Here is a 25,390-nt window from a genome sequence, read left to right on the forward strand (position 1 = left end):
TTTCCAGCGTTGCAGAAATGTGCGAAGCGCCTGAACTGCCGATCTCCCCCCTTGAGGGGGAGATGGCCGGCAGGGCAGAGAGGGGGGCCTCGCGCATACTCACGCGGTTGCCGCCCTGATCGCCGGGTAAAGCGCCCTGTATCGCTGATAGGCGTCGGCGAAAGCCCCGCCAAGCCCGCCGTCCGGATCGATCGTGGCGTCGGTCGCCGGCGCGGTGCACACGGCGAGCGGATCGGCGCCGGTCGCGGCGACCAGGCCGAGCCGGGCGGCGCCGAAGGCGGCGCCGAAGTCGCCGTCGGCAGGGATGTCGACCGGCACCTGCAACGCGGTGGCGATCGCCTTCAGCCAGTAGCGCGAGCGCGAGCCGCCGCCGATCGCGGTCACCCGGGTCAGTGTCGTGCCGGCCGTTTTCAACGCTTCGAGACTGTCGCGGAAGGCGAAGGCGACGCCTTCGAGCACGGCCTGCGTCAGCACGGCGCGGCCGGATTCATGCGCCAGGCCGGTGAACGATCCGCGAATGGCGGAATCATTGTGCGGCGTGCGCTCGCCCGAGAGATAGGGCAGGAAGGAAACGCCGGTCGGCGCCTTGAGCGTATCGCCGAGCTCGGTGGTCAATTCGCCGGCGCTTTTGCCGGTGATCTCCGACAGCCAGTTGAGCGAATCGGTGGCCGACAGGATAACGCCCATCTGGTGCCAGGTGTCGGGCAGCGCATGGCAGAAGGTGTGCACTGCGCTTGCCGGATTGGGCAGGTAGGCGGCGTTGGCGGCGAACAGCACGCCAGAGGTGCCGAGCGACACAAAGGCGTGGCCGGCGCCGACCGTGCCCATGCCGCAGGCCGAGGCCGCATTGTCGCCGGCGCCGCCGGCGATCGGAATGCCGGCCGCAACGCCCCATCTGGCGGCAAGCTCGGCGCGCAGGGCGCCGGCCTTCGCCGTGCCCTCGACCAGCGACGGCATGTGCTTCTCGTCGAGTGAGGTGGCTGCCAGCAGATCAGCGGACCAGCGCCGCCTGCCGACGTCGAGCCAGGAGGTGCCGGCGGAGTCGGACATTTCCGAAATTTGCTCGCCCGTCAGCCAGAGCCGCAGGAAATCCTTGGGCAGCAGCACTTTCGCCACGTTGGCGAAGATCCTAGGCTCGTTGTTCTTCACCCAGGCGAGCTTCGGCGCGGTGAAGCCCGGAAAGACGATGTTGCCGGTGAGCTTGCGGAAGCGCGGATCGGCGTCGAGCGCGGCGGCCTCGACATGGCTGCGCGTGTCGTTCCAAAGGATGCAGGGGCGCAGCACCTTGTCGCCGGCATCGAGCAGAGTAGCGCCATGCATCTGGCCGGACAGGCCGATGCCCTTGACCGCCGCGAGTTCCTTCGGATGCGCGGCCTTGAGCTCGGCAATCGCTGTTTCGCAGGCCGCGATCCAGTGCGCGGGATCCTGCTCGGACCATCCGGGATGCGGCCGCGAGACATCGAGCGAGCCGTGGCCGGAGCCGATGACGGTCTGCCCGGCATCGATCAAAAGCGCCTTGACGCCCGACGTGCCCAGATCGAGGCCGAGATACATGATGTCCTCCCAATGCCATTAATTTTTTCGGATCTCGAAAAAATCTGGCTGGGCCAGTTCTTATGCCAAGATCCGCTTCGGGTCAATTCTCGGACAAATCGGCGGCGCGGCGCGAAAACAGCGCCGACAGCGGACTGTCCGGCCGCGCAAAGGCGCGTTCGCCCGTCAGCGCCCGCGCCAGCGGTCCATCGCCGGCGCGCAAGGCGGCCTCGATCAGCGTCAGGTCGATGACGTCGCGCTGCGCATGGCTGCCGCCGAAGCGGTTCGCGATCGACCGTATGGGGCGGATCAGGCGCGCCGCCTCGGTGTAGTTTGCTTCGCCGAACGCCTTGATCGCCAGCGTCAGCGGATGGCCGACATCGCGGGTGAAAGCCGCATTGTCGTCGTTGCCGCGCATCGCCTCGCGCTGCGCGTCGAGCAGGCCCTCCGCCCGCGCCTCCTGGCCGGCGCCGACGAAGGCCATCATCGCGTGGGCATCGTTGAAGGCATAGTTGCCGCCGCCGGCCTTGTGCCAGTTGTCGGCCAGAGCCGTCCAGCGCCCGCCGACATCGACGCCGCCGAGACACAGCCGCCACAGGATTGCCGAGGCATCAACCATGTTGAGCGCCATCGTCGAGGCCTCGCCATAGATCGGGCCGTCATAGAGCGCCAGCACCTCATCGACCTCGCCGAGGTCGTAATGGAACAGCGCCAGGTGCCACCAATTGTGCACCTTGAGGAAGCTTTCCCTGGTCCAGGCGTCGGGATTGGCGCGCATCCAGGCGATGCCGTCCTTTTGCCGGCTCTGCATCTCCATGACATGGGCGACGGCGTGCTGCGCCCAGCCGTCGCGCGGCTCGATCTCGACAGCCGTGCGGCCAAGCCGTTCGGCGCGCGCATAGTCGCCCATCTCCTCCAGCCCGAAGGCCTGCATGCCGAGGACCGCATGATAGCCGGGCATGTCGCTTCGCCAGGCCGGCAGGGCGCGGCCGATGCGGTCGCGCAGCATGCGGGCATTGCCGGTGAAGAAATCGATCTGATGCCCGGTCAGCAGCGCCACGAGATCGAGCGGATGGTCGATGGCGACATCCTCGAGGATGCGGGAGGCCTCGTGCCAGCGCCCCCAGGCGAGATGGCCGAGGGCCGCGACATGCGCCTGCTCGCGCGCCGTGGCGGCGAGCGGCAAGGCCGCCTCGTGGCATGCCCTGGCCACGAGCGTCGCCTCGCGCTCGGTGGCAAGCGCGAAGAGGTAGCCCTTGAACACGTGCGCCATGACGAAGCCGGGATCCTCGGCGATCGCGCGATCGGCGGAGCCGACCGGATCGCCGATGAAGCACTGAAGCTCACGCACAGCCCGACCATAGGCCGTCAATCCGGCTTCCGTCGCGCCGGACAAGGTCAGCCCGAAAGCGTCCCTGACTGCCATGGCTAGCCCTCCATCAGATGCCGGAACTGGCCCATCCTAGGTCAATAGCGGCTGGCACGCCAACCTCAGGTCGCGCATGTCGACGAGGCCAAGGCAGGCGAATTTCGCCCGCTTCAATTGCCCGAGCGCATCGCCATGGTGGCAATGCCGGCGCCGACCAGGAGCGTGCCGCCGGTGCGGTTGAAGATGCGAATCGCCTTCGGGTTGCGCACGACGTTGCGCGCCCGCGCCGCGATCAGCGCGTAGCCGAAGGCATTGGCGAAGGCGAGCGCCAGGAAGGTCGTCTCGAAGATCAGCATCTGCGGCCAGAAGTCGGCATGCCGGTCGAGGAACTGCGGCAGGAAGGCGACGAAGAAGGTGATGCTCTTCGGGTTGAGCGCGGTGACCAGCCAGGCATGCGCCATCATCTTGGCGGCGGACACCGCGTCGGTGCGCGGCTCGGCTTTCAGCGCCCCGCCGGCGCGGAACAGTTTGACGCCCAGATAGATCAGATAGCAGGCGCCGATCGCCTTCAGCACGGTGAATACGGTGGCCGATGCCGCCAGCAGCGCGCCGATGCCCAGCATCGACAGTGTCATGGCGGTGAAGTCGCCGAGCGCGACCCCGACCGCCATCGGCAGCGCGGTGCGCCAGCCCTGGCCGAGCGCATAGGAGACGACCAGAAGGATCGTCGGACCCGGGATGACGAGAAGGATGGTGGAGGCGGCGGCGAAGGCGGCCCAGTTCTCGAAGGACATTTCCTCACTCCTTGAGCACAAAGAAAAGGATAAATCCTCGGGTCGGCCGGAATGTAAAGAGGCATCTTCGAAATGTTTGGGCGGCTGGTTCAGCCCTGCCGGCGCGGCGACAGCCCTTAGGACCAAAGTCGGGTCCTTCACGCTTTTTCAACCATGATTGATGAAAATGCCTGTTATCCCGGCCGGACCGTGCTTCCCGCCGACAGCGTAGGGTCTGGTGCATGCGCGAGTTGCCGCAAAATCTGACGCCGCCGAATGGCGACGCAATCGAAACCGAAATTCAGCTCTCCCGCCGCGCCATGCTTTCCGGCGCCGGCGCCATGGCACTCATCGGCATGGCCGGCTGCAGCACCCAGACGCTCGAACTGCCGCAATTGCAGCTCGACGACGTCACCACCGGCTCGGTGCGGCCCATCCGCCCCGCCATCAGCGTCGACAAGAACATCACCGGTCCCGACGTCATGTACGCGTCGCTGAGCGATGGCGGCTTCGAGGTGCCGGCGGTGCCCTATCTGAAGGTCAAGCCGGAGTTCCGCCGCCAGATCGTCGTCGACAAGACCGGCGAGGCGCCCGGCACCATCGTCGTCCACCTGCAGGAGCGCATGCTCTACCTCGTGCAGCCTGGCGGCGAAGCCATCCGCTACGGCGTCGGCATCGGCAAGGACGGCTTCCGCTGGTCGGGCCGCGCCAACATCCAGTACGGCAAGGAGTGGCCGGTCTGGACGCCGCCGCCGGAGATGATCCAGCGCAAGCCGGAACTGGTGAAATGGCAGGGCGGCCAGCCCGGCGGCCTCACCAACCCGCTCGGGGCGCGAGCGCTCTACATCTTCCAGAACGGCAAGGACACCGGCTACCGCATCCACGGCTCGCCGGAATGGTGGAGCATCGGCCAGGCGATGTCGTCGGGCTGCGTGCGCCTGATCAACCAGGACATCATCGACCTCTACAGCCGCGTGTCGAAGAAGAACCCGGTGGTCGTGGTCTGATCTCCGGCCGCTGCCGGCGGCCGTTTTGGCGACTTGTTCCAGTGCGGTCTTTTCTCCCGTTGCGTCATCCCGCAAGACAGGCGAAGGTGCCTCAAAACCATCGCCCGGGAGAGAAGCAAGCATGGCCGGAACTTTCGTCATCGCGCAGGGCGGCGGCCCGACCGCCGTCATCAACCAGACGGTCGTCGGCGCCGCGCTGGAGATCCGCAAGCGCCATCCCGGGGCCAGGGTGCTGGGCTCGATCCACGGCGTGCGCGGCATCCGCGACGGCAACTATGCCGACCTCTCCGCCATCCCGGAAGAGCAGCTCAGGCTGATCGCGGCAACGCCGAGTGCTGCGCTCGGCTCGACGCGCGACAAGCCCGACGCCGCCTATTGCGAGGTGATCCTCAACGGGCTGAAAAAGATCGGCGCCGACGCCTTCATCTATATCGGCGGCAACGACACGTCGGGCACGCAGCAGATCCTGACCGACGCCGCCGGCGGCTCGATCGCCTTCGTGCACGCGCCGAAGACCATCGACAACGACCTCGAGGAGAACGACCACACGCCGGGCTTCATCTCGGCGGCCGAGTTCGTCGCCGGCGCCTTTCTCTCGGTCGATCTCGACTTCCGCGCTTTGCCCGGCATCTATGTCGGCATCGTCATGGGCCGGCATGCCGGCTTCCTGACCGCGGCCGCCGCCGCCTGGCAGATCGATCCCGACAGCGGCCCGCATCTGGTCTACGTGCCGGAGCGCGCCTTCTCGGCGAAGCGTTTCATCGACGACGTGCGGGCCACGCTCGACCGCCACAAGCGCTGCATCGTTGCCGTATCCGAAGGCGTCAGCACCGCCGACGGCAAGGCGCTGGTCGAGAGCCTGGTGCCGCCAGAGAAGCTCGAACGCGACCAGCACGGCAACGTCAAGCTGTCGGGCAGCGACCTGACGGCCGCGTTGGAACGCGCGCTGGCCGAAGGCCTGCCGGGCAAGCGGGCGCGGGTCGACGCGCTGGGCTACATGCCGCGCGGCTACATCGGCGCCATCAATGCCGTCGACGCCAAAGAGGCCTTCGACGCTGGCGCCTTCGCCGTCGAGGTCGCCGGGCAGGGCGGCGGCTCGGTGGCGCTGCAGTATGACGGTTCCAAAACCGTGCTGAAAAAGGTGCCGCTGAAGAATGTCGCAGGCAAGACGCGCCACATGCCCGACGATTTCATGCAGCCCGACGCCAACAAGCTCTCGGATGCCGGCATGGCCTACCTCAAGCGGCTGGTGCCGGAGAAATACAAGGTCGGGAAGCCCTTCGTCTGATGGGCGACCTGGTGGTCGGCGACTGGTTCGGCAAGGCCATCGTCGACGCCAGGACAACGATGCTGACCGAGCCGTTCGTGCACGATTTCGTGCGCGCCAACATCTGGCATCTCAAGGGCCGCGATGCCGACCTTCTGGTCGACACCGGCATGGGCATCCAGCCGCTGGCGCCCGAGATCGACACGCCAGCCGGCAAGCCGCTGATCGTCGTCGCCACGCATATCCATCTCGACCATGTCGGCTCGCTGCATGAGTTCCCGCTGCGGGCCGGGCCGAAGATGAGCGCGGCGCAGTTCGAGAGCATGGATGAGGCCGTCACCTATGCCTACATGTTCCACAATCTCGACGGCGCCGTTTCCAAATTGCCGGCGCCCGACTGGAAGGCGGCCGATTATCGGATTCCACCGGCGCCGCTGACGCGCGCGCTCGACGAGGATGACATCGTCGATCTCGGCGACCGGCAGTTCCGCGTCCTGCATCTGCCGGGACATTCGCCCGATTCGATCGCGCTGTTCGACGAGGCCGACGGGTTGTTGTTTGCCGGCGATGCCATCTATGACGGCATGCTGATCGACGATTTGCCGGATTCCGATCGCGCCGCCTATTGCCGCACCATGCGGCGCCTGCTCGACCTGCCGATCCGCATCGGCCATGGCGGTCATGGACCGAGCTTCGATGGCGCGCGGATGCGCGAGATCGCCTCGGCGTATCTGCGCCGCAGAGGCGCTGCGTGAGGTCTCCCTGATATTAAATCTTCGTAAGGTCGCGCCAAAACCCTAATTCGGGCCGATCCACGCCCTAGATGCAGGCGGTCGATCCGGCCGGCTGCCATGCATGGCGAGACAGGCAGTCCCGGTCGCCGACACGCCGACGGGCGCCTCGCTTGAGCCGCTCGCGGCGAGGCATCAACTCTCGCCCGGACAGAACGACCATGTCACCCCAGAGCATAATTCGTAGACATCGCGTCGCGGCCCTGCTGGGCGCTGCGCTGATCATCTCCCCCTTCGTCGTGTCCTTCGCCCAAAGCGCGAGCGGCATCGGCGCGAGCAACACCGTCGCCACGACCCAGACCCCGGTTGCCGGAATCACGGCGCCCAACGGCTCGTTTGCGCCGATCGTGGCTGCCGACAAGCCGGCGGTGGTGACCGTCACCACCGTCATGAAGGCGCAGCCGGAGACGATGAGCGAGGACCAGCCCTTCGACGGCGGCTCGCCCTTCGACGACTATTTCCGCCAGTTCTTCGGCGACCAGGGCGTGCCGATGCCCAAGGCGCCGCCGCAGCAGTCACAGCGCGCCGAGGCGCTGGGGTCGGGCTTCATCGTCGGCGCCGACGGCACCATCGTCACCAACAACCATGTCATCGACGGCGCCACGTCGATCAAGGTGACGCTGGATGACGGCACCGAGCTTCCCGCCAAGCTGGTCGGCCGCGACGCCAAGAACGACCTCGCCGTGCTCAAGGTCAAGGCCGCCAAGCCGCTGCCGACAGTCAAATGGGGCGATTCCGACAAGCTCATGCCGGGTGACCAGATCCTCGCCTTCGGCAACCCGTTCGGCATCGGCACCACGGTCACCGCCGGCATCGTGTCGGCGCGCGGCCGCGACCTCAACAGCGGTCCGTTCGACGATTTCATCCAGATCGACGCGCCGATCAACCACGGCAATTCCGGCGGCCCGCTGGTCGATGTCGGCGGCAATGTCGTCGGCATCAACACCGCCATCTTCTCGCCCAATGGCGGCAGCGTCGGCGTCGGCTTCGCCATTCCGTCCGACCAGGCGCAGAAGGTGGTCGCCAAGCTGATGAAGGGCGGCGACATCGAGTACGGCTATCTCGGCGTGCAGATCCAGCCGGTGACGCAGGACGTGGCGAGCGCCATGGGCCTCGACCATCCGGGCGGCGCGCTGGTCGCCGCGGTCACCGAAGGGTCGCCCGCGGCCAAGGCCGGCATTGCGACCGGCGACGTCATCACCGGCTTTGCCGGCGAGGCGATAAAGGATCCGAAGGACCTGTCGCGTGCCGTCGCCGACGTCTCGCCCGGCGCCAAGGAAACGCTCGATGTCTGGCGCAACGGCAAGACCATGCAGATTTCCGCCGATGTCGGCCGCAATGCGGAAGACACCCAGACCGCAGCCAATGACGAGGGCGGCAAGCCGTCGGCCGGCGAAGGCCTGCGCGTGCCGTCTCTCGGCCTTGGCCTCACCGATATCACGCCCGATGTCCGCGAGGAGTTGAACCTGGCCGACAATCAGCGCGGCGCTTTGGTCGAGCGCGTCAATCCGGACAAGGCGGCTTCGGCCGCCGGCCTCGAGCCGGGCGATGTCATCGTCGCCGTCGACCGGACGCCGGTGAAGAGCGCCAGGCAGGCGAACCAGGCGATCGCCGAGGCCGGCAAGTCCGGCCGCAAGTCGGTGCTGCTGCTCGTCGACCGCGGCGACGCGCAGATCTTCGTCGCCGTGCCCTTCGCCGCCGGCTGAGGCCTGGCGCCGGCGACAGGCCAGCCACAAGGCCTGCCGCCGGCATTTTTCTGTTGCCCGCCGCGACATCTTCGAGAACATTGCGCTGGGCCGGCAGGCGGCCGACGCAAAGGGATGTGCTGATGGTCACCCGTGGTTTCGGTTCCGGACGGCGTCCCCCCACGGACCATGACGCGCGCATCCCGCCGGGCCAATATCTCGAGCAGGGCTTCCCGGTGCTGTCGGCCGGGCCGACGCCGCGTGTGCGCACCGAGGACTGGTCGTTCACCCTCAAGCACGGCCCTCGCCCGATCAAGAAATGGAAGTGGACCGAGTTCAACGCGCTGCCGCTGACCAGGATGACGCGCGACATCCATTGCGTGACCGCCTGGACCAAGTTCGACACCGCCTGGCAAGGCGTGCTGGTCGACGACATCCTCGCCGATGCCGGCATCGCGCCGCCGACCGCCTACACGCTGGCGCTATCGTTCGACGGCTACACCACCAATGTGCCGGCCAAGGATCTCCTCGACGGCAAGGCGATGGTGGCGCTGCTCTACGAGGGCAAGCCGATCACGCCGGACCATGGCGGACCGGCCCGGCTTCTCGTGCCGCATCTCTATTTCTGGAAGTCGGCGAAATGGCTGAACGGACTGCAGTTCACCGAGCGCGACGAGCCAGGCTTCTGGGAATTGCGCGGCTACCATATCTATGGCGACCCGTGGCGCGAGCAGCGCTATTCGGGCGATCCATGAGCCAGGCATCGGCCGCGCAATCGCCCTGGCAGACGGCGAGGATCGTGCGCATCGAGAAACGCACGCCGCGTGTCACGAGCTTCTTCTTCAAGCTGTCGCGGCCTTTCGTCCACCAGGCCGGGCAGCATGTCGACGTCAGGCTGACGGCGCCGGACGGCTATCAGGCGCGCCGCTCCTACTCCATCGCCTCGGCGCCGGAGAGCCGCGGGACGATCGAGTTGGCGATCGAGAGGCTCGAGGATGGCGAGGTGTCGCCCTTCTTCCACGAGGTGGCGGCGATCGGCGACGAGATCGAATTGCGCGGGCCGCTCGGCGGCCATTTCATCTGGTCGGCCAGCGATGGCGGGCCGATCCTTTTGGTCGGCGGCGGCTCCGGCGTGGTGCCGCTGATGGCGATGGTGCGCCACCGCGCCCTGCAGAAATCGGCTGCGCCGGCGGCGCTCGTGTTTTCGGCGCGGGTCTGGGACGAGGTGATCTTCCGCGACGAGCTGATCCGCCTCGACGACCGGCGCGACGGTTTCGACCTTGTGCTGACGCTGACGCGCGAGCCGGCCCAGCGGCCGTCGGACTATTCCCGGCGCGTCGACGCAGCGATGATGGTGCAGGCCATGGAGCGGTTGCCCAAGGCGCCGACGCTCGCCTTCGTCTGCGGTTCGAATGCCTTCGTCTCGGCCGCCGCCCAGGCGCTGATCGATGCCGACATGCCGGCCGACCTCATCCGCACCGAGCGCTACGGGGTGTGAGAGCCCGGTGCCTCAGTCGGCGGGGGAGAATTTTGCCGAAATGAGCTGGAACGGCAGCGCGCCATAGGTGGCGACGGCCTGCTCGTTGTCCCAGACGCGGAACTGTCGCGACGGTCGCGCCTCGAGGACCAGACCCTGCCCCGTCTGGTCGAGCTTCACCTTGCCGCGAAAGCGCAAGGTCCGTTCGCCACCGGCGCGGCTGATCGCCATCGAGCGCAACCGCGCGACATGACGGTCGGCCGAATTGATCTCCATTTCGATACGCCGCCGCACCGGCGGCACGGCAATCCGCACGACGACGTCCAGCATCATTTCCCGCGCGGCGCCCGGCGGACCGGCTATGCCCTGCGAAAGCACGAAGGGAGCGGCCTGGGTGGTTTTTCCTGCTGTCGTGGCTTTGCCGCGCCAGACGACGTCGGGCTCTGCCTGCCGCAATCTTCCCTTCTTGCGCTGCAGCCGAAGCTGCTTGGCAAATCCGCGCGACAGCCAGGTCAGCCCGCCGAAGTCGGTGCGCGGCTTGGCCTGCAGGACGGACGACCAGCGCGACATACCGCGGCGGTCGGCCATCTCCATCACCCGTGCCAGCACTTCGTCCGGCACCGCAATGCCGATCTCCAGCGCGAGATAGGACAGCGCCACCGCGGCGGCGACCGCCAGGCCGCGCCTGGCGGCAATGTCGAGGAACACGTCCCAGTCGACGTCGGCGCCTTCGATGGCCACCGCGCAGTCGACCAGCCAGTCGCTGTGGGTGTGGGCGTCGAGGCCGCCATGCGCGATGGCGAGCGCAATGCGGTCGGCGGGCGACGGCACCAGCGCGGCGACGCCGCTGAACTCGGCCGGGACCGCCCGCCGCCAGATCGCGAGGTCGTCCTCGGCGCTCTGCTGCGAGCCGTCATAGGCGAGCTGGTGCAGGTCGATGTCGCCGTAATTGCCCTTGTAGAAATTCATCGAGCGCAGCGATGCAAGCCTGGTCCTGAGATATTGCGGGCTGACGCCAGTGGCGATCTGCCAGTCGCGGCCACGCAACGCGTCGAAGGCAATTTCCATGTCTTGCGGACGCACCAGTATGTCGATGTCGTGCGCGACGCGGCCGCGCTGCGCCGAGACGTTGACGGCAATGCGGCTGGCGCCCTTGATCAGCATGACGGCGCAACCGGCATCGGCCATCGCCTTTAGCACCGGCTCGGCCTCGCGCATCGCCATGCGCGACTTGGTCCACAGCATCTTCTGCAGGCCGACGAGCCGCGGATAGGCGGCGTGGCCGGCGAGCTTGCGGCCGAACCGGTCGGAGATCGCCGCGAGCAGCCGATGCTCCCTGAACGAGACATGGTCGATGTCGTTGTCGTCAAGCCAGCCTGCCGCGCGATCGCGGGCGGCATTCTCGTCGTGAAGCAGAGCCGCCTTGAGCAGCTGGTCGAGCCCGCCTGTGGGCCAGGACCAGCCATAGTCGGGAAAGCGGCGGCCGATAGCGCGGATCCTGGCCATCAGCCGGAGCCCTGCCTGTTTTGCGCCCGGCGCAGCATCGCCGCTCGCACCACCTCCAGATAGCCGCGATCGCGCGCGGCATCGCGCCCATAGGACAGGCTGCCCGGCCTGATACGCCTGAGCGCCAGCACCTCATCCAGCATGTCGAGGGCGAAGCCCGCTTCGCGCACCCGGGCGATCCAGTCGATCATCTCGCCGCGGCCGCCCGGCGGGTCGACGATCGGCCCGACGGCCTCAGTGACCTCGCGGCGGATCACCATCGTCGTGCGCGACCAGCCAGGCGTCGCGGGCGGGTCGGGCAGATCGGGCTGGTCATGACGGAAATTGCGCTGATGGGTGAAGACGCCCGCAGTTTGCGGAGACCGTTCGAGATAGGCGAGCTGCGCCTCGATCTTGGTCGGCAGCCACAGATCGTCGGCGTCGAGCGTGGCGACAAACGGCGTCGACAGCGCCGCGATGCCTCGGGTGGTTGCGCTGCCTGGCCCGGCATTGTCCTGCCGCAACAGCTTGACCGGAAGATCGGCGCCGACGATCGCGGAAGCGAGGTCATCGGTCGACCCGTCGTCGACGATCACGACCAGTTCCGCCCGAACGGTCTGCGCCGCCACCGATTGCAGCGTCTCGGCTATTGTGGTGCTGGCATTGAAGGCCGGAATGACGACGCCATATCCGCTCATCACATGAACCGCCAGTCGGTCAGCTTGTCGAGTTCGAAGATGCCCTCGATCGGCCGTAGAGACGGGTTGGCCCTGCGCCGCTTCATCGATTTGTATATGGCGCGCAGGAACTCGCGCGACTGGACATCTTCCTGCTTGGTCATGTTGCCGGGATGCCGGCGGTAATAGAGCGCCACCGTTTCCGGGAGCACATAACGGGGGCCGATCTCGAAACCGCGAAGCAGATAGTCCGTGTCTTCGGCCTGGGCGAACTCCTCGTCGAACCAGCCAATGCGCTCGACCAGGCGGCGCGAGAAGATCGCCGAGGACAGGTGGATGCCGCGGACGGTGATGCGGTAGCTGTCTGCGGCCGGCTCCAGCCGCTCGTCATCGATCTTGTCGACCAGCATCATTCTCGAATAGCTGAGCTCAAGGCCGGGATCTTTCCGGAACAGCTCGACATCGGCCTCGAAACGCCCGGCCGGCGAGATGTCGTCGGAATCGAGGAAAGAAACCAGCTCCGTGTCCGGCTTGAGCAGCCTGAGCCCGGTGTTGCGGGCTCGGGTCACGCCCGCGTTCTGTTGCTGGAACAGGCGGATGCAGGGGCTCTCGCCACTCATCGAGCGCACGGCGTCGGCTGAACCGTCGGTCGAGCCGTCGTCGATGACGATGATGTCGAGATCGGCGGCGTCGCGTTGCCTGAGCAGCGAACGCAATGCCGGGACGACATAGCGCTCGCGGTTGTAGACGGGCATGATCACGCTCAGTTTCACGAAGCGCCCCGCGCGAGGAAATCCGCAATGGTGCCGGCGATCTCGCCGGGATCAGTGCCCAGGGACAGACGGTAGCACGGCAGCAGTCGGGTAAGATCGCTGAAGAAGCGAAAGCCGCTTTCCCGCTCGCCCGGCATCTGCGCGATCCCCGACGGCGCCAGCGCAATCATGGCGTCCCTGCGCGACATCGGCATGATCGAGCTTGTCCCACCAGCGCCGATATGTGGCACCATCAGCGCAACGATGTCCAGCGTGCCGGGGATCGGCCTGGAGGCGATGTCGCCGATGTGGAAAGCATGCTTGCCTTGCCAGTTGAGCGGCATGTCGCTGCCCAGTCGGTCTTTCAGTCCTAGCCGGGCAAATCCCTTGGGGTCCTGCTTGAGCACCGAAAATAGCGGCCGAGCGATCACGCTGCTCGAAAGATCGACCAGCACATAGTCGTCGCCGACACTGTCGAGCCCGTTGAGCAGCCCGGCTACGACCGTGCCTGATTTTCCGGCGCCGCCGGCGCCGGCGAGCAGCACGCCGCTGCCGTCGGCACCGAGCGTGCCGGCATGGGCGAGCCGCATGCCGCGCGCGCCGTATTCCCAGTGCAGGAAGGCGCGCAGCGGCGAGCCCGTCTCCCACGGCGGAAAGGCATCCGCCGCGCGCATCAACTGCGCGCCAATGCGCCGCTGCGGATCGTAGACTTGCCAGAAATCGAGATCGTGAAAGTAGTGGCCGCGCAAACCGGCGCCGGCGAGACGCTGCGCGAAACCCTGTTCGGTGAAATGCGCGTCCCCCCATCGTGCCGGCTCGGGCATGCCGCCAATGCCGGGATGGCCTACGAAAATGCGGCAAGCGGGCAATCCCGGCTGATCGTCCCCGGCCTCGACAAAGGCATGGCCAAGCGCTTCGGCCAGCGCGCCGGGCTCGAGATGCACGGTCAGTTCAAGGGCGGGCAGGCGGACTTTGCGCGTGACCGGAAAGAGCGCCGCGTCTTCGGCGGCCGCGATGAGATAGCGGGCGTAGTCCGGCAGTGTCTCAAGGGTCACACGCGGCATGGTCTATCCCGGCTCGGCCGACGTGCTGCCGATCTCTCAGGATGCCTGCTTGACCGCCGGCCAGCCGAGAGGCTCCTCGACCTCGTGGATCGGGTCGACGATGATGAGGTCGGCGAGATCGTCATGGACGCTCACATTGAGCGGCTCGTTTGCCGCCGCAAGTTCGGCAGCCAGTTCGTCCGGCAGCGGCTGCGCCGTGCCATCGGAAGGCACCAGCAGCCCGAGCTCGACCAATTGCGCAATGAAGGCGTCAAGCCCGGTCGCGCCGGTCGCCGCTGCGCCGGCTATCGATCCGGCCAGCGCCTGCGCACCGACGCCCGAACACAGCGCCTGCCAGACCCGGCTGCCCGAATCGGAGAAGCCGAAATATTTCCCGCTCGCCAGATCAAGCACGACAGCTTCGCCGTCGAAGGATTCGAAAACAATATCCTTGCTCGCGACTGCGTAGACATTGGCTTGTGGCATTGGTCCCTGCCCCACTTCATGGCTCGCGCAAGCAACCGCCTTTGCGGCGGCCGCTCTCCCTGAGGAAGGCCTGTAAACACTCGGTTCTGGCTTGGCAAGACGACGGACACGGCAGGCCGCTTGCCATTTTTGGGGTCGACGTGGCGGAATCAGGCCTCGATTTCCAGCCGCGTCAGCGGCCTCGAGCAGCAGGCAAGGATGAAGCCGTCGTCGATCTCGTGATCGAGAATGCCGCCATTGTGGCTCATCGCGACCTCGCCAGAGACTTTCTTGACCTTGCATGTGCCGCAGAGGCCGAACTCGCAGGCGGCCGGGATCCTGACGCCCGAGGCGCGCGCCGTCTGCAGCACGGTCTGTCCGGCAAGGCATTCGGCGTCGACGTCGGAAAGCGAGAAGCGCACCGGCGTCGCGGCCTCGACGGGGGTCTCGACGCCGCCGTCGCCCGGCAGCGCGAACGGCGCCGGCACTTCCTCCACCGCCGGCGCGGCAAAGCTTTCCTGGTGATACCTGGCCATGTCGAAGCCCGCCGCCTCCAACATCTGCCGCACCGCGCGCATGAACGGGTCGGGGCCGCAGCAGAATATCTCGCGCTCGCGGAAGTCGGGAGCGAGCAGCGGCAGGCGAATGGCGTCGATGCGGCCCATATGACCGAACCAGCCCTCGCGGCTGGAGCGTTCCTCGATCATGAAGCCGAGCGACAGGCCGGGCATGCGGCTGCCCAGCAATTCAAGCTCCTTGCGAAAAATGATCTCTTCCGCCCTGCGCGCGCAGTTGACGAAACCGACATCGGTCCAGGGCGCGCAGTCGTTCAGCCAGCGAAGCATCGACATCATCGGCGTTACGCCGGAGCCGGCCGAGATGAACAGGTACTTGGCCGCCGGATGGCTGTGCAGCGAGAAATCGCCGACCGGGCCATAGGCCTTCACATGGGCGCCGGGCTTGAGATTGTCGAACATCCAGCGCGTGCCGATGCTGCCGGCCTGCGCCTTCACCGTCACCGCGATCGAGAACGGCCGCGAGGGCGATGAGGACAGCGTGTAGGTGCGCATCAGCGGTCCGTCGGCGGTCGGCAGTTCCAGCGTCACGAACTGGCCGGGCTTGTAGCGGAACCAGGTCTGGTTGTCGGAGCGGAAGGTGAAGGTCTTGACGTCCGGCGCCTCGTCGCTGACGCCGATCACCTCCAGCACCTGCAGCCGGTCGTTCCAGGGCGCCATCTCGTCGAGATGGCGATAGAGGGCGAGATCCGTCATCGCGTTCATCCCTTCACCTCAAGCAACGCTGCGCAGCGCCGGCCGGCCGCCTTCGGCAAGGCGCGGCCCGATGAAGGAGGCGTACCATTCGACGAACTGGATGACGCCGCCCTCATGCTGCTCCGAATAGGGGCCGGGCTCATAGGCCGGCGACAGGATGCCGAAAGCATTTTCCTCGACGATGCGGCGATCCTGGTCGTTGGTCTCGGTCCAGACATGGGTGAGTTCGGCAAGATCGTAATCGACGCCTTCCACCGCATCCTTGTGGACCAGCCATTTCGTCGTCACCGCGGTTTCGGTGGCGCTGATCGGCAGCACCCGGAAGGTGACGGCATGGTCGATCAGGATATGGTTCCAGGTGGTCGGATAGTGGTAGTGCATCAGCGTGCCGATGCGGTCCGCCGAGACGCTCGTGGAAAGGTTCTTCCTCACCGCGCGCTTGCCGCTCATCGTGTAACTGACGGCGTCGCGCAAGAGCGGCGCGCGGGTGGCGCGATACTGTCCCGCCGGGTCGATGCGGAACTTGCTCGGCAGGCCCGCCACCTCGCATTTCGCCCAATGCGCCTGCATCTCGGGATCGCTTTCGGCACCATGCACGCCGGTCACCGTCGGCGCCTCGGGGAAGGTCTTGCAGAGTTCGGGATGGTTGCCGGCGCAGTGGTAGCACTCGCGGTTGTTTTCCCAGACCAGCTTCCAGTTGCCCTTCTCGACGATGGTCGATTCGAAAGCGACCTTCGCTTCGCTCAACCGATGCGGCAGGAGATAGGGTTCGATCATGGCGCGCATCGGCGCGAAATCGGCCGGCTCTTTCGCCAGGCAGATGAAGATGTAGCCGCCGACGCTTTCGCAGGCGACCGGCTTCAGGCCGAACTGGTTCTTGTCGAAACCATCCGCCATCTGGCGGGCGAACAGCAGCCTGCCGTCGAGCTCGTAGGTCCATTGATGATAGGGGCAGACGAGCTTCGCCGCCGTGCCCTTCTCGGCGTTGCAGACGCGGCTGCCGCGATGGCGGCAGGAGTTATGGAAGGCATTGACCCTGCCTTGCTGGTCACGAACCAGGACCACCGGATAGTCGCCGACCTGCGCGGTGATGTAGCTGCCCGGCTTCGGCAATTCGCAATCGTGGCCGATGAACAGCCAGTCGCGGTACCAGATCAGCTCCATGTCGAGCTTGAAATAGTCCGGGTCGGTATAGAAAGGCTGCTCCAGCGAAAAGCCCGGCCTGCGGCCGTGCAGCAGCCTCAGCATGTCGTTGCGCGCATCCATGTCCTGTCCTCGCGTTTGTCGCACCGCTTCAAGGACTGAACTGGTGGTGATTGAGAAGAACGACCGCCGCCGGCATGGCCGGGCACGCACCATCCGCCTCTTGACCGCCCACCGCGATCAGTCGAGTTCAAGTATCCCTGGCTGGTTTCCGGGCTCTGGAGTGCCCTGGCGGGCGGTCGCGGCACCTTCCCAGGCCGATGGCCCAGTGGTCTCCCGTCGCGACTTTGAACTCCACCACCGTTGCGGGGGCAGCGCCGGGTTCTGACCGGCTTCCCAATTCTCCGTCCCGTCGTCACGGAGCGGCACCTGAGATGGTCTGATCTTAATCACGACAGCCGCCGCGCCATCGGCATGAAAACGACATCGCATCCATGCGGCGCGACACGACCCATGAAGCTGATATTGGCCCTGCAAGGCGACCGATGTCACACGCTGCCGGCATGCGAATCGAGGCGGAGAAAACCGTGTTCGAATCGGCCCTGGGCGGCTCTGAATTGGTTAACAGTATAGAAAAGTGACTATTAGGAGATTCTAAAATCGAACCGAACGGTTCGTTTCTGTTGACAATGCGTGCAGGACGGTGTGAACGCAGATCTTCGGAATCGTCACTTGGCTCGATGGGCGATTCAAACAACCACTTGATATTGCTCCGCAATTCATTGCGTGTAGATGGCCTTGGTACAATTTCAAGGTGCAGATTCATAGGCCAGACGGAAAAACTTCGTGATTGGAAAGCGGCCGATAGCTCTCCCACATCGGGGCTGTCCGAACGACGCGATTTCCTCCCAAGACACGCCGCTAGACGGACGGAAAAAATATACTGGAGTACCAAAAATGAAAAAGATTGCTCTTACTGCCGCCGCCCTTCTGGCCATTTCCGGCAGCGCCTTTGCTGGTGGCAGCGACAATTACGGTTCCAACGGTGCCAATCAGCCCGCCGCTGCCGTCGACAGCTCGTACACGGCTTCGATCGAGAAGTCGGAACCGGCCGCTCAGACACCGGCGCACGGCTCGGACCGAAACCTGTTCGGCAACAACTAGCACACGATCCCTGACCGCGGTGGGCGATGCCTGCCGCTCGGGATCGTCAGAAATTCAGGAGCACTAAAATGAAGAAGATCATCCTTGCCACAGCGGCCCTTCTGGCCATCTCGGGCGGCGCTTTCGCATCCGGCAGCGACAATTACGGTTCCCACGGTGCCAATCAGCCCGCTGCTGCCGTCGACAGCTCGTACACGGCATCGATCAAGAAGTCGGAACCGGCCGCCGAGCAGCCCGCCAACCAGGGCAGCGACCGTAACCTCTTCGGCAACAACTAAACCGACCGGACCGCGATCCCGGACCTCCGGTTCGGGTCGTGGCCAAACGGAAGCCGGACGCGGCGGCTGGCCCGCCGCTCCGACGCAAATCCAGGAGTACCCAAAATGAAGAAGATTGCTCTTACTGCCGCCGCACTTTTGATCGCCGCCGGTAGCGCCTATGCCCGGAACGACAATGTCGGCGGGACCGACATCAACAGTCAGCGGCCGGCCGCCAACGTCGACACCACGCAGACGTCGTCGACGCGCGACACCAGCTCGCCGGTCTACAAGCTGCTGAACTCGTCGGGCGATGTCGAGAAGTCCGCGCCTCAGGGCAGCGACCGCAACCTGTTCGGGCGCTAACAGCCGTCCATCCCGGATCGGGATGGACCGGGCCATAATGCCAAGAGCGGCGGGCACAGCCCGCCGCTCTTTTTTGTCTCACGTGAAAGTCAGGCCGCCTTGGCTTCGGCCATATGCAGCGTGAAGGAGTGGCCGTCGGCGTCGAAGATGTGCAGGTCGCCGGGATCAGCGTTGAGCCGCAGCACAGCACCGCGCTTGACCTCGACATTGCCCGGCAGTTTCGTCACCAGCGGCAGGTCGGCGCGGCCGATGTCGACATAGACGAGCTGGACCTCGCCGAGTTGCTCGACATAGTCCACCGTTCCCTCGAACAAATACTCGGTGCCGGTGGCGATCGCCAGGTCTTCCGGCCGCACGCCGAAACTCACCGCCGCACCATTCGCCGAGGCGGGTGTGGCGATCGGCACCGTCGCCTTGCGGCCGCCGACATGGCTGATGACGGTCGGGTCGCCGGCCTTTTCGATCTTGGCCGGCAGGATGTTCATGGCCGGCGAGCCGATGAACTGGGCAACGAACAGATTGCCGGGCCGCTTGTAGAGCTCCATCGGGGTGCCGACCTGCTCGATGCGGCCTTCCTTCAGCACCACGATGCGATCGGCCAGCGTCATCGCCTCGACCTGGTCGTGGGTGACATAGATCATCGTCGTGTTCGGCATCGATTCCTTGAGCTTGGCGATCTCGATGCGGGTGGCGACGCGAAGTGCCGCGTCGAGGTTGGACAGCGGCTCGTCGAACAGGAACACCTTCGGGTTACGCACGATGGCGCGGCCGATGGCGACGCGCTGGCGCTGGCCGCCCGACATCGCCTTGGGCAGCCGGTCGAGATATTTGGTCAATTGCAGGATCTCGGCCGCCTGCCGCACCCGCTTGTCGATCTCGGCCTTGCTTTCCTTTCCGATCTTCATCGAGAAAGCCATGTTGTCGTAGACGGTCATGTGCGGATAGAGCGCGTAGGACTGGAACACCATGGCGATGCCGCGCTTCGACGGCGGCACGTCGTTCACCACGTCGCCGGCGATCTTGAGTTCGCCCGAGGTGATCTCCTCCAGCCCGGCGATGGACCTCAGCAAGGTCGACTTGCCGCAGCCGGACGGGCCGACGAAGACGATGAACTCGCCCGACTTAATGTCGAGGTCGATGCCGTGCAGGATGTTGAGATTGCCGTACGACTTCTTGACTTGCCTCAGCGTGACATCGGCCATGATTGTCCTCCCAGTGACGTCCGTTTCAAAAACTCAGTCGATGCGCCCGAACCAGGCGCCGTAGCCGCCAAGGCGGATGGAGCCGGCGCCAGCTTGGCCCGAAAAGCCGTGCCCGGGCAAGGGCTGCAGCGAGCCTCCGCCGAGATCGACCTCGGCCGGCTTGCTGCCCAGGTTGAAGACGCAGGCGACACGCTCATTGCCCTCGCGGCGGGTGAAGGCGACGGTGTCGCCCGCGCTTTCGATGAAGTCGATGTCGCCCTTGGCCAGCGCCGGATGCTGGCGGCGGAAGGCGAGGAAGCGCCGGTAGTGCTCGAGCAGCGAGCTTGCATCGCCCTGTTGCACGTTCACCGCCTGCGAAAGATGCTTGCCAGGCACCGGCAGCCACGGCTTGGCCGCCGAGAAGCCGCCATTCTTGGCTGAGGCATCCCACACCATCGGCGTGCGGCAGCCGTCGCGGCCCTTGAATTCGGGCCAGAAGCGGATGCCGTAGGGGTCCTGCAGGTCCTCGAAGCTGAGATCCGCCTCGCCGAGGCCGAGCTCCTCGCCCTGATAGAGGCAGACCGAGCCGCGCAGCGACATCAGCAGCGCCGAGATCACTTTGAGATAGGCGGTCGGATCGGCCTCGCTGGCGGCCCAGCGCGAGGCCGGCCGCATCACGTCGTGATTGGAGAAGGCCCAGCACGACCAGCCGTCGCTGGCCACCTTGCCGAAGGCTTCCAGCACCGTGCGCACCTTGGCGGCGCTGATCTTCTCGGGCGCCAGGAAGTCGAAGGAATAGCACATGTGGACGCGCTTGCCGCCGGCGGTGTAGGCGGCCACCACTTCCAGGCCGCGCTGCGAATCGCCGACTTCGCCGACCGCTGCCTGCGCCGGATATTCGTCGAGCAGGGCGCGGAAGCGTTCGAGGAAGCCGAGGTTCTCCGGCCGGCTCTTGTCGTAGATATGGTCCTGGTAGTTGTAGGGGTTGACGGCCGGAGCCGTCTGGTCGTTGCGCTCCTCGGGCGGCAGCGGCGGATTGTTCTCCAGCCCCTGGCTGTGGAAATAGAAATTGATCGTGTCGAGGCGGAAGCCGTCGACGCCGCGCTCCAGCCAGAAACGGGTGACGTCGAGCAGCGCGTCCTGGACCTCCGCGTTGTGGAAGTTGAGGTCGGGCTGCTCGGCGAGGAAATTGTGCAGGTAGTATTGCTGGCGGCTGGTGTCCCATTGCCACGCCGAGCCGCCGAAGATCGACAGCCAGTTGTTGGGCGGCGTGCCGTCCGGCCGGGCGTCGGCCCACACATACCAGTCGGCCTTCGGATTGCTGCGACTCGAACGGCTTTCCTTGAACCAGGGATGGATGTCGGCGGTATGCGACAGCACCTCGTCGATCATCACCTTGAGGCCAAGCCGATGCGCTTCCGCCACCAGCGCATCGAAATCGACGAGCGTGCCGAACATCGGGTCGACGTCGCAATAGTCCGATACGTCGTAGCCGAAGTCCTTCATCGGCGACTTGAAGAAGGGCGATATCCAGATGGCGTCGACGCCGAGCGAGGCGATGTAGGGCAGCCTGCGGACGATGCCCTTGAGGTCGCCTATGCCGTCATCGTTGGAGTCCTGATAGGAGCGCGGATAGATCTGGTAGATCACCGCGCCCCGCCACCAGTCGCGATCGACGGCGGGGTCGGGCCTCGACGTCGCCTTCAAAGCCGATTGCATTATCTCAACCTCCTTTCACCGAGCCGGCAAGCAGCCCGCGTACGAAATAGCGCTGCAGCGAGAAGAACACGATCAGCGGCACGATGATGGTCACGAACGCCGATGTCGTCAGGATCTCCCAGTCGCCGCCGCGCGAGCCGAGCAGCGCGTTCAGCTTGGCGGTCAGCACGATCTGGTCGGCCTCTGTACCGAGGAAAACCATCGCCACCAACAGATCGTTCCATACCCACAGGAATTGGAAGATGGCGAAGGATGCGAGCACCGGGAAGGACAGCGGCAGCACGATCTTGACGAAGATCTCGAAATCGCTGGCGCCGTCGATGCGCGCCGATTCCATGATCTCGCGCGGCAGCCCGGCAATGTAGCTCCTCAGCAGATAGATGGCGAAGGGCAGACCGAAGCCGGTATGCGCCAGCCAGATGCCGAGATAGGTCTTCGACGGCACGCCGAAGAACGAACCGACGCCGTTGTAGAGCTTGAGCAACGGGATCAGCGACATCTGCAGCGGCACGACGAGCAGGCCGATGATGACCGCGATCAGCAGGGCCCGGCCGGGAAAGCGCATCCAGGCCAGCGCGTAGGCGGCAAAGGCGGCGATCAGGATCGGGATCACGGTCGCCGGGATGGTGACGGTCAGCGAGTTCATGAAGGAGCGGCCGATGCCCTCCGAAAACAGCACCGTCTTGTAGTTGTCGGTGGTGAATTTCGGCGGCGCCGACGAGGCAAAGTAGACGCGCTGGCCGCGGTCGCCCTCGAAAGCCTTGGGCGAGGCAAGCACGAAGCTGCCGTCGGCATTGACCTGCAGGGTCACGCCGTCGCCGAGATCGGCGGTCGAGCCGGCCGGGTATTGCGTGGGCGCCGCCGACTTGACGCCGAAGGCGGAGATATCGCGCTTGGCGCCGTCGCCGAAGATGTTGCCCGCGATGACGAACTTGCCATCCTTCTCGACCTGCGCCGAGGCGGCTGGCAGCCGGCCGGCTCCGGTCTGGCTGGAACTGGCGAACGAGTTCCACCAGCCGGAGGCGATGATCTGGTCCTTGTCGCGCAGCGAGGAGACCAGGATGCCGAGCGTCGGCACGGTCCAGATGGCGACGAAGATCAGCACCGCGATGTGGACGCCGAAACGGCTGGCGAAGGACTTTCCGGTCGAGGCGGCCATTTCAGTGTCCTCCCGTCTCTTTGTTGGCCTGGCGGATGTTCCAGACCATGATCGGGATGACCGCGATCATGATGATGATGGCGATCGTTGCGCCGCGACCGAAATCGCCGCCGCCGCGGAACATCCAGTCGAACATCAGATTGGCCAACACCTGGCTGTTCCACTGGCCGTTGGTCATGGTCAGCACGATGTCGAAGACCTTCAGCACCAGGATGGTGATGGTGGTCCAGACCACGGCGATGGTGCCCCAGATCTGCGGCACCATGATCTTCCAGAAGATCTGGAACGGGTTGGCGCCGTCGATCACCGCGGCCTCGATCGTCTCCTCGGGAATGCCGCGCAGCGCCGACGACAGGATCACCATGGCAAAGCCGGTCTGGATCCAGATCAGGATGACCATCAGGAAGAAATTGTTCCAGAACGGCAGCGATATCCAGACCTGCGGCTGGCCGCCGAAATACTGGATGATGGCGTTGAGCAGGCCGATCTGGACCTGGCCCTCACCGCGATATTCGTAGATGAATTTCCAGATCACGCTGGCGCCGACGAAGGAAATCGCCAGCGGCAGGAAGATCAGGCTCTTGGCGATGGTGCCCCACCAGATCTTGTCGGTGAGCACGGCGATGATCAGGCCAAGGAACGTGCAGGCCGCCGGCACCACCGCCAGCCAGACGATGTTGTTGAGGATCGAGTTGCGGAATTCGCGGTCGCCGAACGCCCATTCGTAGTTGGCGAAGCCGACGAAGCTCGCGCCGCCGCGGTCGAGGAAGGATAGCCTCAGCGTCTCGACCACCGGATAGATCAGATAGATGGTGAGGATGATCATGGCCGGGCCGACGAACAGCCAGGGACGGATCAGCCCCTGCCGGCGCAGATTGTCGACGGCGGCTGAGCCGCTGACGCCGCGCGAGGGGAAGATGGTGTCGAGCGCCTTGTTGGCACCCCAGAAATAGGCGACGCAGCCGCCGACGCCGACGATAATGACGAATATGGCCGAGAAAATCTGAGCCGCCATGGGTCCCTCTCCCCTGCGCAGGATCGGCCAGGCCTGAAACGACCCTGGCGATCAGTTCGTGCGCTGTTCTCGTTGTTGGAGCGCGAACGGGACATGAAAGCGGACTTGTCCGCTTCCGCCGGCCGCGCCGCATGCCGGAATGTCTACGCTTTCACGACTGGGCTTCGACTGGAACCTGGTCCATCCCGGCCCTACCGGGATGAGATGCTGCGATGGGCCAGCCGGATCCGGGCGCGAAAGGCCCGGATCCGCTTGGGAGGAGGAAGCAAGAGCTTCCGGCCGCGGGAACGATCGCCTACTTGATCGCGTCCCAGCTCTTCTGGATGTCGGTGGCGACATCCTGGGCGGACTTGCCGCCGACGAGATCGATCATGCCGGTCCAGAAGGAGCCGGCGCCGATCTTGCCCGGCATCAGGTCGGAACCGTCGAAGCGGAAGGTCGAGGCGTTGGCGAGGATCTCGCCCTGCTTCTTCAGCGCGTCGCTGGCATAGGCGTCCTTGTTGACCGCCTTGAACGGCGTCACGAAACCGCCCTGGGCCATCCAGATCTCATGCGCAAGCGGCATCTTCAGGAATTCGATGAAGGCGCGGGCCGCTTTCGAATCCTTGGTGATCATGGCCAGCGTGCCGGCGCCGAGCACCGGGGTGCCAAGGTCGGGCTTCGAGGCATAGGGCGGGAAGTAGAAGAAGTCGGCATCCTGGCCGAGCTTCGTGCCCTCCGGGAAGAAGGTCGGGATGAACGAGGCCTGATGGTGCAGGTAGCACTTCGGCGGCACCGAGAAGAGTCCCTTCGGGCTGTCGCGGAAGTCGGTCGCGGCAACCGCCTTGGCGCCGCCGTCGACCATCTTGTCGTCGGTCGCGATCTTGCCGAAGATGTCGATGGCGTTGACCACGGCCGGATCGTTGAACGGGATCTCGTTCTTCACCCACTTGTCGTAGACATCGGGGGTCTGCGTGCGCAGCATGATGTCCTCGACCCAGTCGGTCGCCGGCCAGCCGGTGGCGCCGCCGGAGCCGAGACCGATGCACCACGGCTTGCCGCCGTCGGCGATGATCTTCTTCTCGAGCTCGGCGAGCTCTTCCTGCGTCTTCGGGACCTTGTAGCCGGCTTCCTCGAAATTATCCGGCGAATACCAGACCAGCGACTTCACATCCGCCTTGTACGGGAAGGCGAAGAAGCCCGGCTTGCCGTCCTTGTCCTTGAAGGTGCCGAGGTCGACCCAGGACTGGCCGGCGCCGTAATTGTCCTTGACCCATTTGGCGGTGTCGTCGCCAAGCGGCGTCAAAAGGCCCTTGGAAGCCAGGTCCTGAATCAGGCCCGGCTGCGGCAGCACGGCGATGTTGGGCGGGCTGCCGGCCTGGGTGTCGATGACGATCTGCTGTTCGTAATTCTCCGACGAGGAGTACTTGATCTCGACGCCGGTCGCTTCCTGGAAATATTCGAGAACGGTGCGCACAAGGCCTTCGTCCTCGCCGCGCCATGGCCCGAAGATGGTCAGCGTCTCGCCCTTGAGGTCGACCTTCTTGAGATCCTCGTAGTTCTGCCAGTTGAAGCGCGGGTCCTCGCCCGGCTTGAACTTCAGTTCGGCTTGCGCCGGCAGGCTCAAGGCGAGCGTAGCGAACGCGGCGCCCAGCAGAAGCATCTTCTTCATCGGTATTCCTCCCAGTGGTCACAAACAATCGGACGGAACCTCCATTCCGTCCGCCGACGCCGCAGGACTGTGACTCAGTCAGAAAGGAACCGCAACCTTTCGAAGAGTCTTCCAAAGCGCTTTGGTCGTTTTGATCTCGC

General features: G+C 65.4%; 24 protein-coding genes and 1 riboswitch. Of the genes, 9 read left to right on the forward strand and 15 right to left on the reverse strand.

All coding sequences use genetic code 11. The features are described from left to right. Window positions 1–99: 99 nt before the first annotated feature. From xylB to EN857_RS02700, 3 genes are all read right to left on the reverse strand, one after another. A complete protein-coding gene (xylB, locus tag EN857_RS02690) occupies window positions 100–1,554 on the reverse strand; it encodes a xylulokinase (protein WP_128346643.1) in 1,455 nt (484 codons plus the stop codon). An 82-nt stretch (window positions 1,555–1,636) separates the two neighbouring features. After that, the gene (locus EN857_RS02695) at window positions 1,637–2,959 is read right to left on the reverse strand and encodes a tetratricopeptide repeat protein (protein WP_127393431.1); all 1,323 of its coding nucleotides are present in this window, start codon (window positions 2,957–2,959) and stop codon (window positions 1,637–1,639) included. A 113-nt stretch (window positions 2,960–3,072) separates the two neighbouring features. Next, on the reverse strand, window positions 3,073–3,696 hold the full coding sequence (locus EN857_RS02700; RefSeq protein WP_127393432.1) for a LysE family translocator: 624 nt from the start codon (window positions 3,694–3,696) through the stop codon (window positions 3,073–3,075). Window positions 3,697–3,995: 299 nt separating this feature from the next. On the opposite strand from EN857_RS02700, the gene EN857_RS02705 reads away from it, so the two are divergent. The 6 genes from EN857_RS02705 to EN857_RS02730 all read left to right on the forward strand — a co-directional run bounded on the left by EN857_RS02705 (window position 3,996) and on the right by EN857_RS02730 (window position 9,923). Continuing rightward, a complete protein-coding gene (locus EN857_RS02705; RefSeq protein WP_187331357.1) occupies window positions 3,996–4,682 on the forward strand; it encodes a L,D-transpeptidase in 687 nt (228 codons plus the stop codon). A gap of 121 nt (window positions 4,683–4,803) precedes the next feature. Further along, window positions 4,804–5,970, forward strand: a complete 1,167-nt coding sequence (locus EN857_RS02710; protein ID WP_127393434.1) for a diphosphate--fructose-6-phosphate 1-phosphotransferase — start codon at window positions 4,804–4,806, stop codon at window positions 5,968–5,970. Next, window positions 5,970–6,704 (forward strand): MBL fold metallo-hydrolase, encoded by a 735-nt coding sequence (locus tag EN857_RS02715; protein ID WP_128347077.1) that lies wholly within the window; start codon window positions 5,970–5,972, stop codon window positions 6,702–6,704. Before EN857_RS02710 ends, EN857_RS02715 begins: the two co-directional genes overlap by 1 nt. 197 nt (window positions 6,705–6,901) lie before the next feature. Beyond that, window positions 6,902–8,446 carry a DegQ family serine endoprotease gene (locus EN857_RS02720; protein ID WP_135857934.1) on the forward strand — a complete coding sequence of 515 codons (1,545 nt, stop codon included), beginning with the start codon at window positions 6,902–6,904 and terminating at the stop codon, window positions 8,444–8,446. A gap of 122 nt (window positions 8,447–8,568) precedes the next feature. Next, complete coding sequence (locus tag EN857_RS02725) at window positions 8,569–9,180, forward strand: molybdopterin-dependent oxidoreductase (protein ID WP_127392628.1); 612 nt, start codon at window positions 8,569–8,571, stop codon at window positions 9,178–9,180. Next, complete coding sequence (locus tag EN857_RS02730) at window positions 9,177–9,923, forward strand: ferredoxin reductase (RefSeq protein ID WP_127392629.1); 747 nt, start codon at window positions 9,177–9,179, stop codon at window positions 9,921–9,923. The genes EN857_RS02725 and EN857_RS02730 overlap by 4 nt, the downstream gene beginning before the upstream one ends. 12 nt (window positions 9,924–9,935) lie before the next feature. On the opposite strand, the gene EN857_RS02735 is transcribed toward EN857_RS02730, so the two are convergent. The 7 genes from EN857_RS02735 to EN857_RS02765 form a co-directional block, all read right to left on the reverse strand. Next, complete coding sequence (locus EN857_RS02735; protein ID WP_187331349.1) at window positions 9,936–11,408, reverse strand: nucleotidyltransferase family protein; 1,473 nt, start codon at window positions 11,406–11,408, stop codon at window positions 9,936–9,938. Further along, on the reverse strand, window positions 11,408–12,085 hold the full coding sequence (locus EN857_RS02740) for a glycosyltransferase family A protein (RefSeq protein WP_127392631.1): 678 nt from the start codon (window positions 12,083–12,085) through the stop codon (window positions 11,408–11,410). Before EN857_RS02740 ends, EN857_RS02735 begins: the two co-directional genes overlap by 1 nt. Continuing rightward, the gene (locus tag EN857_RS02745; protein WP_127392632.1) at window positions 12,085–12,837 is read right to left on the reverse strand and encodes a glycosyltransferase family A protein; all 753 of its coding nucleotides are present in this window, start codon (window positions 12,835–12,837) and stop codon (window positions 12,085–12,087) included. The genes EN857_RS02740 and EN857_RS02745 overlap by 1 nt, the downstream gene beginning before the upstream one ends. Further along, the gene (locus tag EN857_RS02750) at window positions 12,834–13,880 is read right to left on the reverse strand and encodes a serine kinase (protein ID WP_135857936.1); all 1,047 of its coding nucleotides are present in this window, start codon (window positions 13,878–13,880) and stop codon (window positions 12,834–12,836) included. The genes EN857_RS02745 and EN857_RS02750 overlap by 4 nt, the downstream gene beginning before the upstream one ends. Before the next feature lie 36 nt (window positions 13,881–13,916). Further along, window positions 13,917–14,345, reverse strand: a complete 429-nt coding sequence (locus tag EN857_RS02755; protein WP_127392634.1) for a PqqD family peptide modification chaperone — start codon at window positions 14,343–14,345, stop codon at window positions 13,917–13,919. A 149-nt stretch (window positions 14,346–14,494) separates the two neighbouring features. After that, window positions 14,495–15,595, reverse strand: coding sequence for a hybrid-cluster NAD(P)-dependent oxidoreductase (locus tag EN857_RS02760; protein ID WP_127392635.1), 1,101 nt, complete (start codon window positions 15,593–15,595; stop codon window positions 14,495–14,497). Between the two features lie 18 nt (window positions 15,596–15,613). Next, window positions 15,614–16,861 carry an aromatic ring-hydroxylating dioxygenase subunit alpha gene (locus tag EN857_RS02765; protein ID WP_127392636.1) on the reverse strand — a complete coding sequence of 416 codons (1,248 nt, stop codon included), beginning with the start codon at window positions 16,859–16,861 and terminating at the stop codon, window positions 15,614–15,616. Between the two features lie 121 nt (window positions 16,862–16,982). Then, window positions 16,983–17,186, reverse strand: a riboswitch (cobalamin riboswitch). Between the two features lie 509 nt (window positions 17,187–17,695). Between EN857_RS02765 and EN857_RS02770 the strand changes: the two genes are divergently transcribed. The 3 genes from EN857_RS02770 to EN857_RS02780 all read left to right on the forward strand — a co-directional run bounded on the left by EN857_RS02770 (window position 17,696) and on the right by EN857_RS02780 (window position 18,525). Continuing rightward, window positions 17,696–17,902: a DUF680 domain-containing protein gene (locus EN857_RS02770; RefSeq protein WP_127310075.1), complete on the forward strand. Its 207-nt coding sequence runs from the start codon at window positions 17,696–17,698 to the stop codon at window positions 17,900–17,902. 68 nt (window positions 17,903–17,970) lie between these two features. Further along, window positions 17,971–18,180, forward strand: coding sequence for a DUF680 domain-containing protein (locus EN857_RS02775; RefSeq protein ID WP_127392637.1), 210 nt, complete (start codon window positions 17,971–17,973; stop codon window positions 18,178–18,180). A 105-nt stretch (window positions 18,181–18,285) separates the two neighbouring features. Beyond that, the gene (locus tag EN857_RS02780; RefSeq protein ID WP_127283627.1) at window positions 18,286–18,525 is read left to right on the forward strand and encodes a DUF680 domain-containing protein; all 240 of its coding nucleotides are present in this window, start codon (window positions 18,286–18,288) and stop codon (window positions 18,523–18,525) included. A gap of 89 nt (window positions 18,526–18,614) precedes the next feature. On the opposite strand, the gene ugpC is transcribed toward EN857_RS02780, so the two are convergent. The 5 genes from ugpC to EN857_RS02805 form a co-directional block, all read right to left on the reverse strand. Further along, window positions 18,615–19,727 carry a sn-glycerol-3-phosphate ABC transporter ATP-binding protein UgpC gene (ugpC, locus tag EN857_RS02785; RefSeq protein WP_127392527.1) on the reverse strand — a complete coding sequence of 371 codons (1,113 nt, stop codon included), beginning with the start codon at window positions 19,725–19,727 and terminating at the stop codon, window positions 18,615–18,617. 33 nt (window positions 19,728–19,760) lie between these two features. Next, window positions 19,761–21,425 carry an alpha-glucosidase gene (locus EN857_RS02790; protein WP_127392526.1) on the reverse strand — a complete coding sequence of 555 codons (1,665 nt, stop codon included), beginning with the start codon at window positions 21,423–21,425 and terminating at the stop codon, window positions 19,761–19,763. A gap of 4 nt (window positions 21,426–21,429) precedes the next feature. After that, entirely contained in the window at window positions 21,430–22,584 is a 1,155-nt protein-coding gene (locus tag EN857_RS02795) for a carbohydrate ABC transporter permease (RefSeq protein WP_127283624.1), read from the reverse strand. Between the two features lies 1 nt (window position 22,585). Further along, a complete protein-coding gene (locus tag EN857_RS02800; protein WP_127283623.1) occupies window positions 22,586–23,599 on the reverse strand; it encodes a sugar ABC transporter permease in 1,014 nt (337 codons plus the stop codon). A gap of 295 nt (window positions 23,600–23,894) precedes the next feature. Further along, entirely contained in the window at window positions 23,895–25,250 is a 1,356-nt protein-coding gene (locus EN857_RS02805) for an ABC transporter substrate-binding protein (RefSeq protein ID WP_127392524.1), read from the reverse strand. Window positions 25,251–25,390: the final 140 nt, after the last annotated feature.

This window comes from Mesorhizobium sp. M4B.F.Ca.ET.214.01.1.1 (genome assembly GCF_004791545.1).
In the GTDB taxonomy this organism is placed as follows: domain Bacteria; phylum Pseudomonadota; class Alphaproteobacteria; order Rhizobiales; family Rhizobiaceae; genus Mesorhizobium; species Mesorhizobium abyssinicae.

Excerpts from the sequence above, each read along its gene's own strand:
- EN857_RS02715 (WP_128347077.1), top strand. The coding sequence starts at position 5,970 with ATGGGCGACCTGGTGGTCGGCGACTGGTTCGGCAAGGCCATCGTCGAC.
- EN857_RS02755 (WP_127392634.1), bottom strand. The coding sequence starts at position 14,345 with ATGCCACAAGCCAATGTCTACGCAGTCGCGAGCAAGGATATTGTTTTC.
- EN857_RS02710 (WP_127393434.1), top strand. The coding sequence starts at position 4,804 with ATGGCCGGAACTTTCGTCATCGCGCAGGGCGGCGGCCCGACCGCCGTC.
- EN857_RS02705 (WP_187331357.1), top strand. The coding sequence starts at position 3,996 with ATGCTTTCCGGCGCCGGCGCCATGGCACTCATCGGCATGGCCGGCTGC.
- EN857_RS02735 (WP_187331349.1), bottom strand. The coding sequence starts at position 11,408 with ATGGCCAGGATCCGCGCTATCGGCCGCCGCTTTCCCGACTATGGCTGG.
- EN857_RS02805 (WP_127392524.1), bottom strand. The coding sequence starts at position 25,250 with ATGAAGAAGATGCTTCTGCTGGGCGCCGCGTTCGCTACGCTCGCCTTG.
- EN857_RS02780 (WP_127283627.1), top strand. The coding sequence starts at position 18,286 with ATGAAGAAGATTGCTCTTACTGCCGCCGCACTTTTGATCGCCGCCGGT.
- EN857_RS02720 (WP_135857934.1), top strand. The coding sequence starts at position 6,902 with ATGTCACCCCAGAGCATAATTCGTAGACATCGCGTCGCGGCCCTGCTG.
- EN857_RS02730 (WP_127392629.1), top strand. The coding sequence starts at position 9,177 with ATGAGCCAGGCATCGGCCGCGCAATCGCCCTGGCAGACGGCGAGGATC.
- EN857_RS02765 (WP_127392636.1), bottom strand. The coding sequence starts at position 16,861 with ATGGATGCGCGCAACGACATGCTGAGGCTGCTGCACGGCCGCAGGCCG.
- EN857_RS02700 (WP_127393432.1), bottom strand. The coding sequence starts at position 3,696 with ATGTCCTTCGAGAACTGGGCCGCCTTCGCCGCCGCCTCCACCATCCTT.
- EN857_RS02775 (WP_127392637.1), top strand. The coding sequence starts at position 17,971 with ATGAAGAAGATCATCCTTGCCACAGCGGCCCTTCTGGCCATCTCGGGC.
- xylB (WP_128346643.1), bottom strand. The coding sequence starts at position 1,554 with ATGTATCTCGGCCTCGATCTGGGCACGTCGGGCGTCAAGGCGCTTTTG.
- EN857_RS02790 (WP_127392526.1), bottom strand. The coding sequence starts at position 21,425 with ATGCAATCGGCTTTGAAGGCGACGTCGAGGCCCGACCCCGCCGTCGAT.
- EN857_RS02760 (WP_127392635.1), bottom strand. The coding sequence starts at position 15,595 with ATGACGGATCTCGCCCTCTATCGCCATCTCGACGAGATGGCGCCCTGG.
- EN857_RS02725 (WP_127392628.1), top strand. The coding sequence starts at position 8,569 with ATGGTCACCCGTGGTTTCGGTTCCGGACGGCGTCCCCCCACGGACCAT.
- EN857_RS02800 (WP_127283623.1), bottom strand. The coding sequence starts at position 23,599 with ATGGCGGCTCAGATTTTCTCGGCCATATTCGTCATTATCGTCGGCGTC.
- EN857_RS02740 (WP_127392631.1), bottom strand. The coding sequence starts at position 12,085 with ATGAGCGGATATGGCGTCGTCATTCCGGCCTTCAATGCCAGCACCACA.
- EN857_RS02795 (WP_127283624.1), bottom strand. The coding sequence starts at position 22,584 with ATGGCCGCCTCGACCGGAAAGTCCTTCGCCAGCCGTTTCGGCGTCCAC.
- ugpC (WP_127392527.1), bottom strand. The coding sequence starts at position 19,727 with ATGGCCGATGTCACGCTGAGGCAAGTCAAGAAGTCGTACGGCAATCTC.
- EN857_RS02770 (WP_127310075.1), top strand. The coding sequence starts at position 17,696 with ATGAAAAAGATTGCTCTTACTGCCGCCGCCCTTCTGGCCATTTCCGGC.
- EN857_RS02695 (WP_127393431.1), bottom strand. The coding sequence starts at position 2,959 with ATGGCAGTCAGGGACGCTTTCGGGCTGACCTTGTCCGGCGCGACGGAA.
- EN857_RS02750 (WP_135857936.1), bottom strand. The coding sequence starts at position 13,880 with ATGCCGCGTGTGACCCTTGAGACACTGCCGGACTACGCCCGCTATCTC.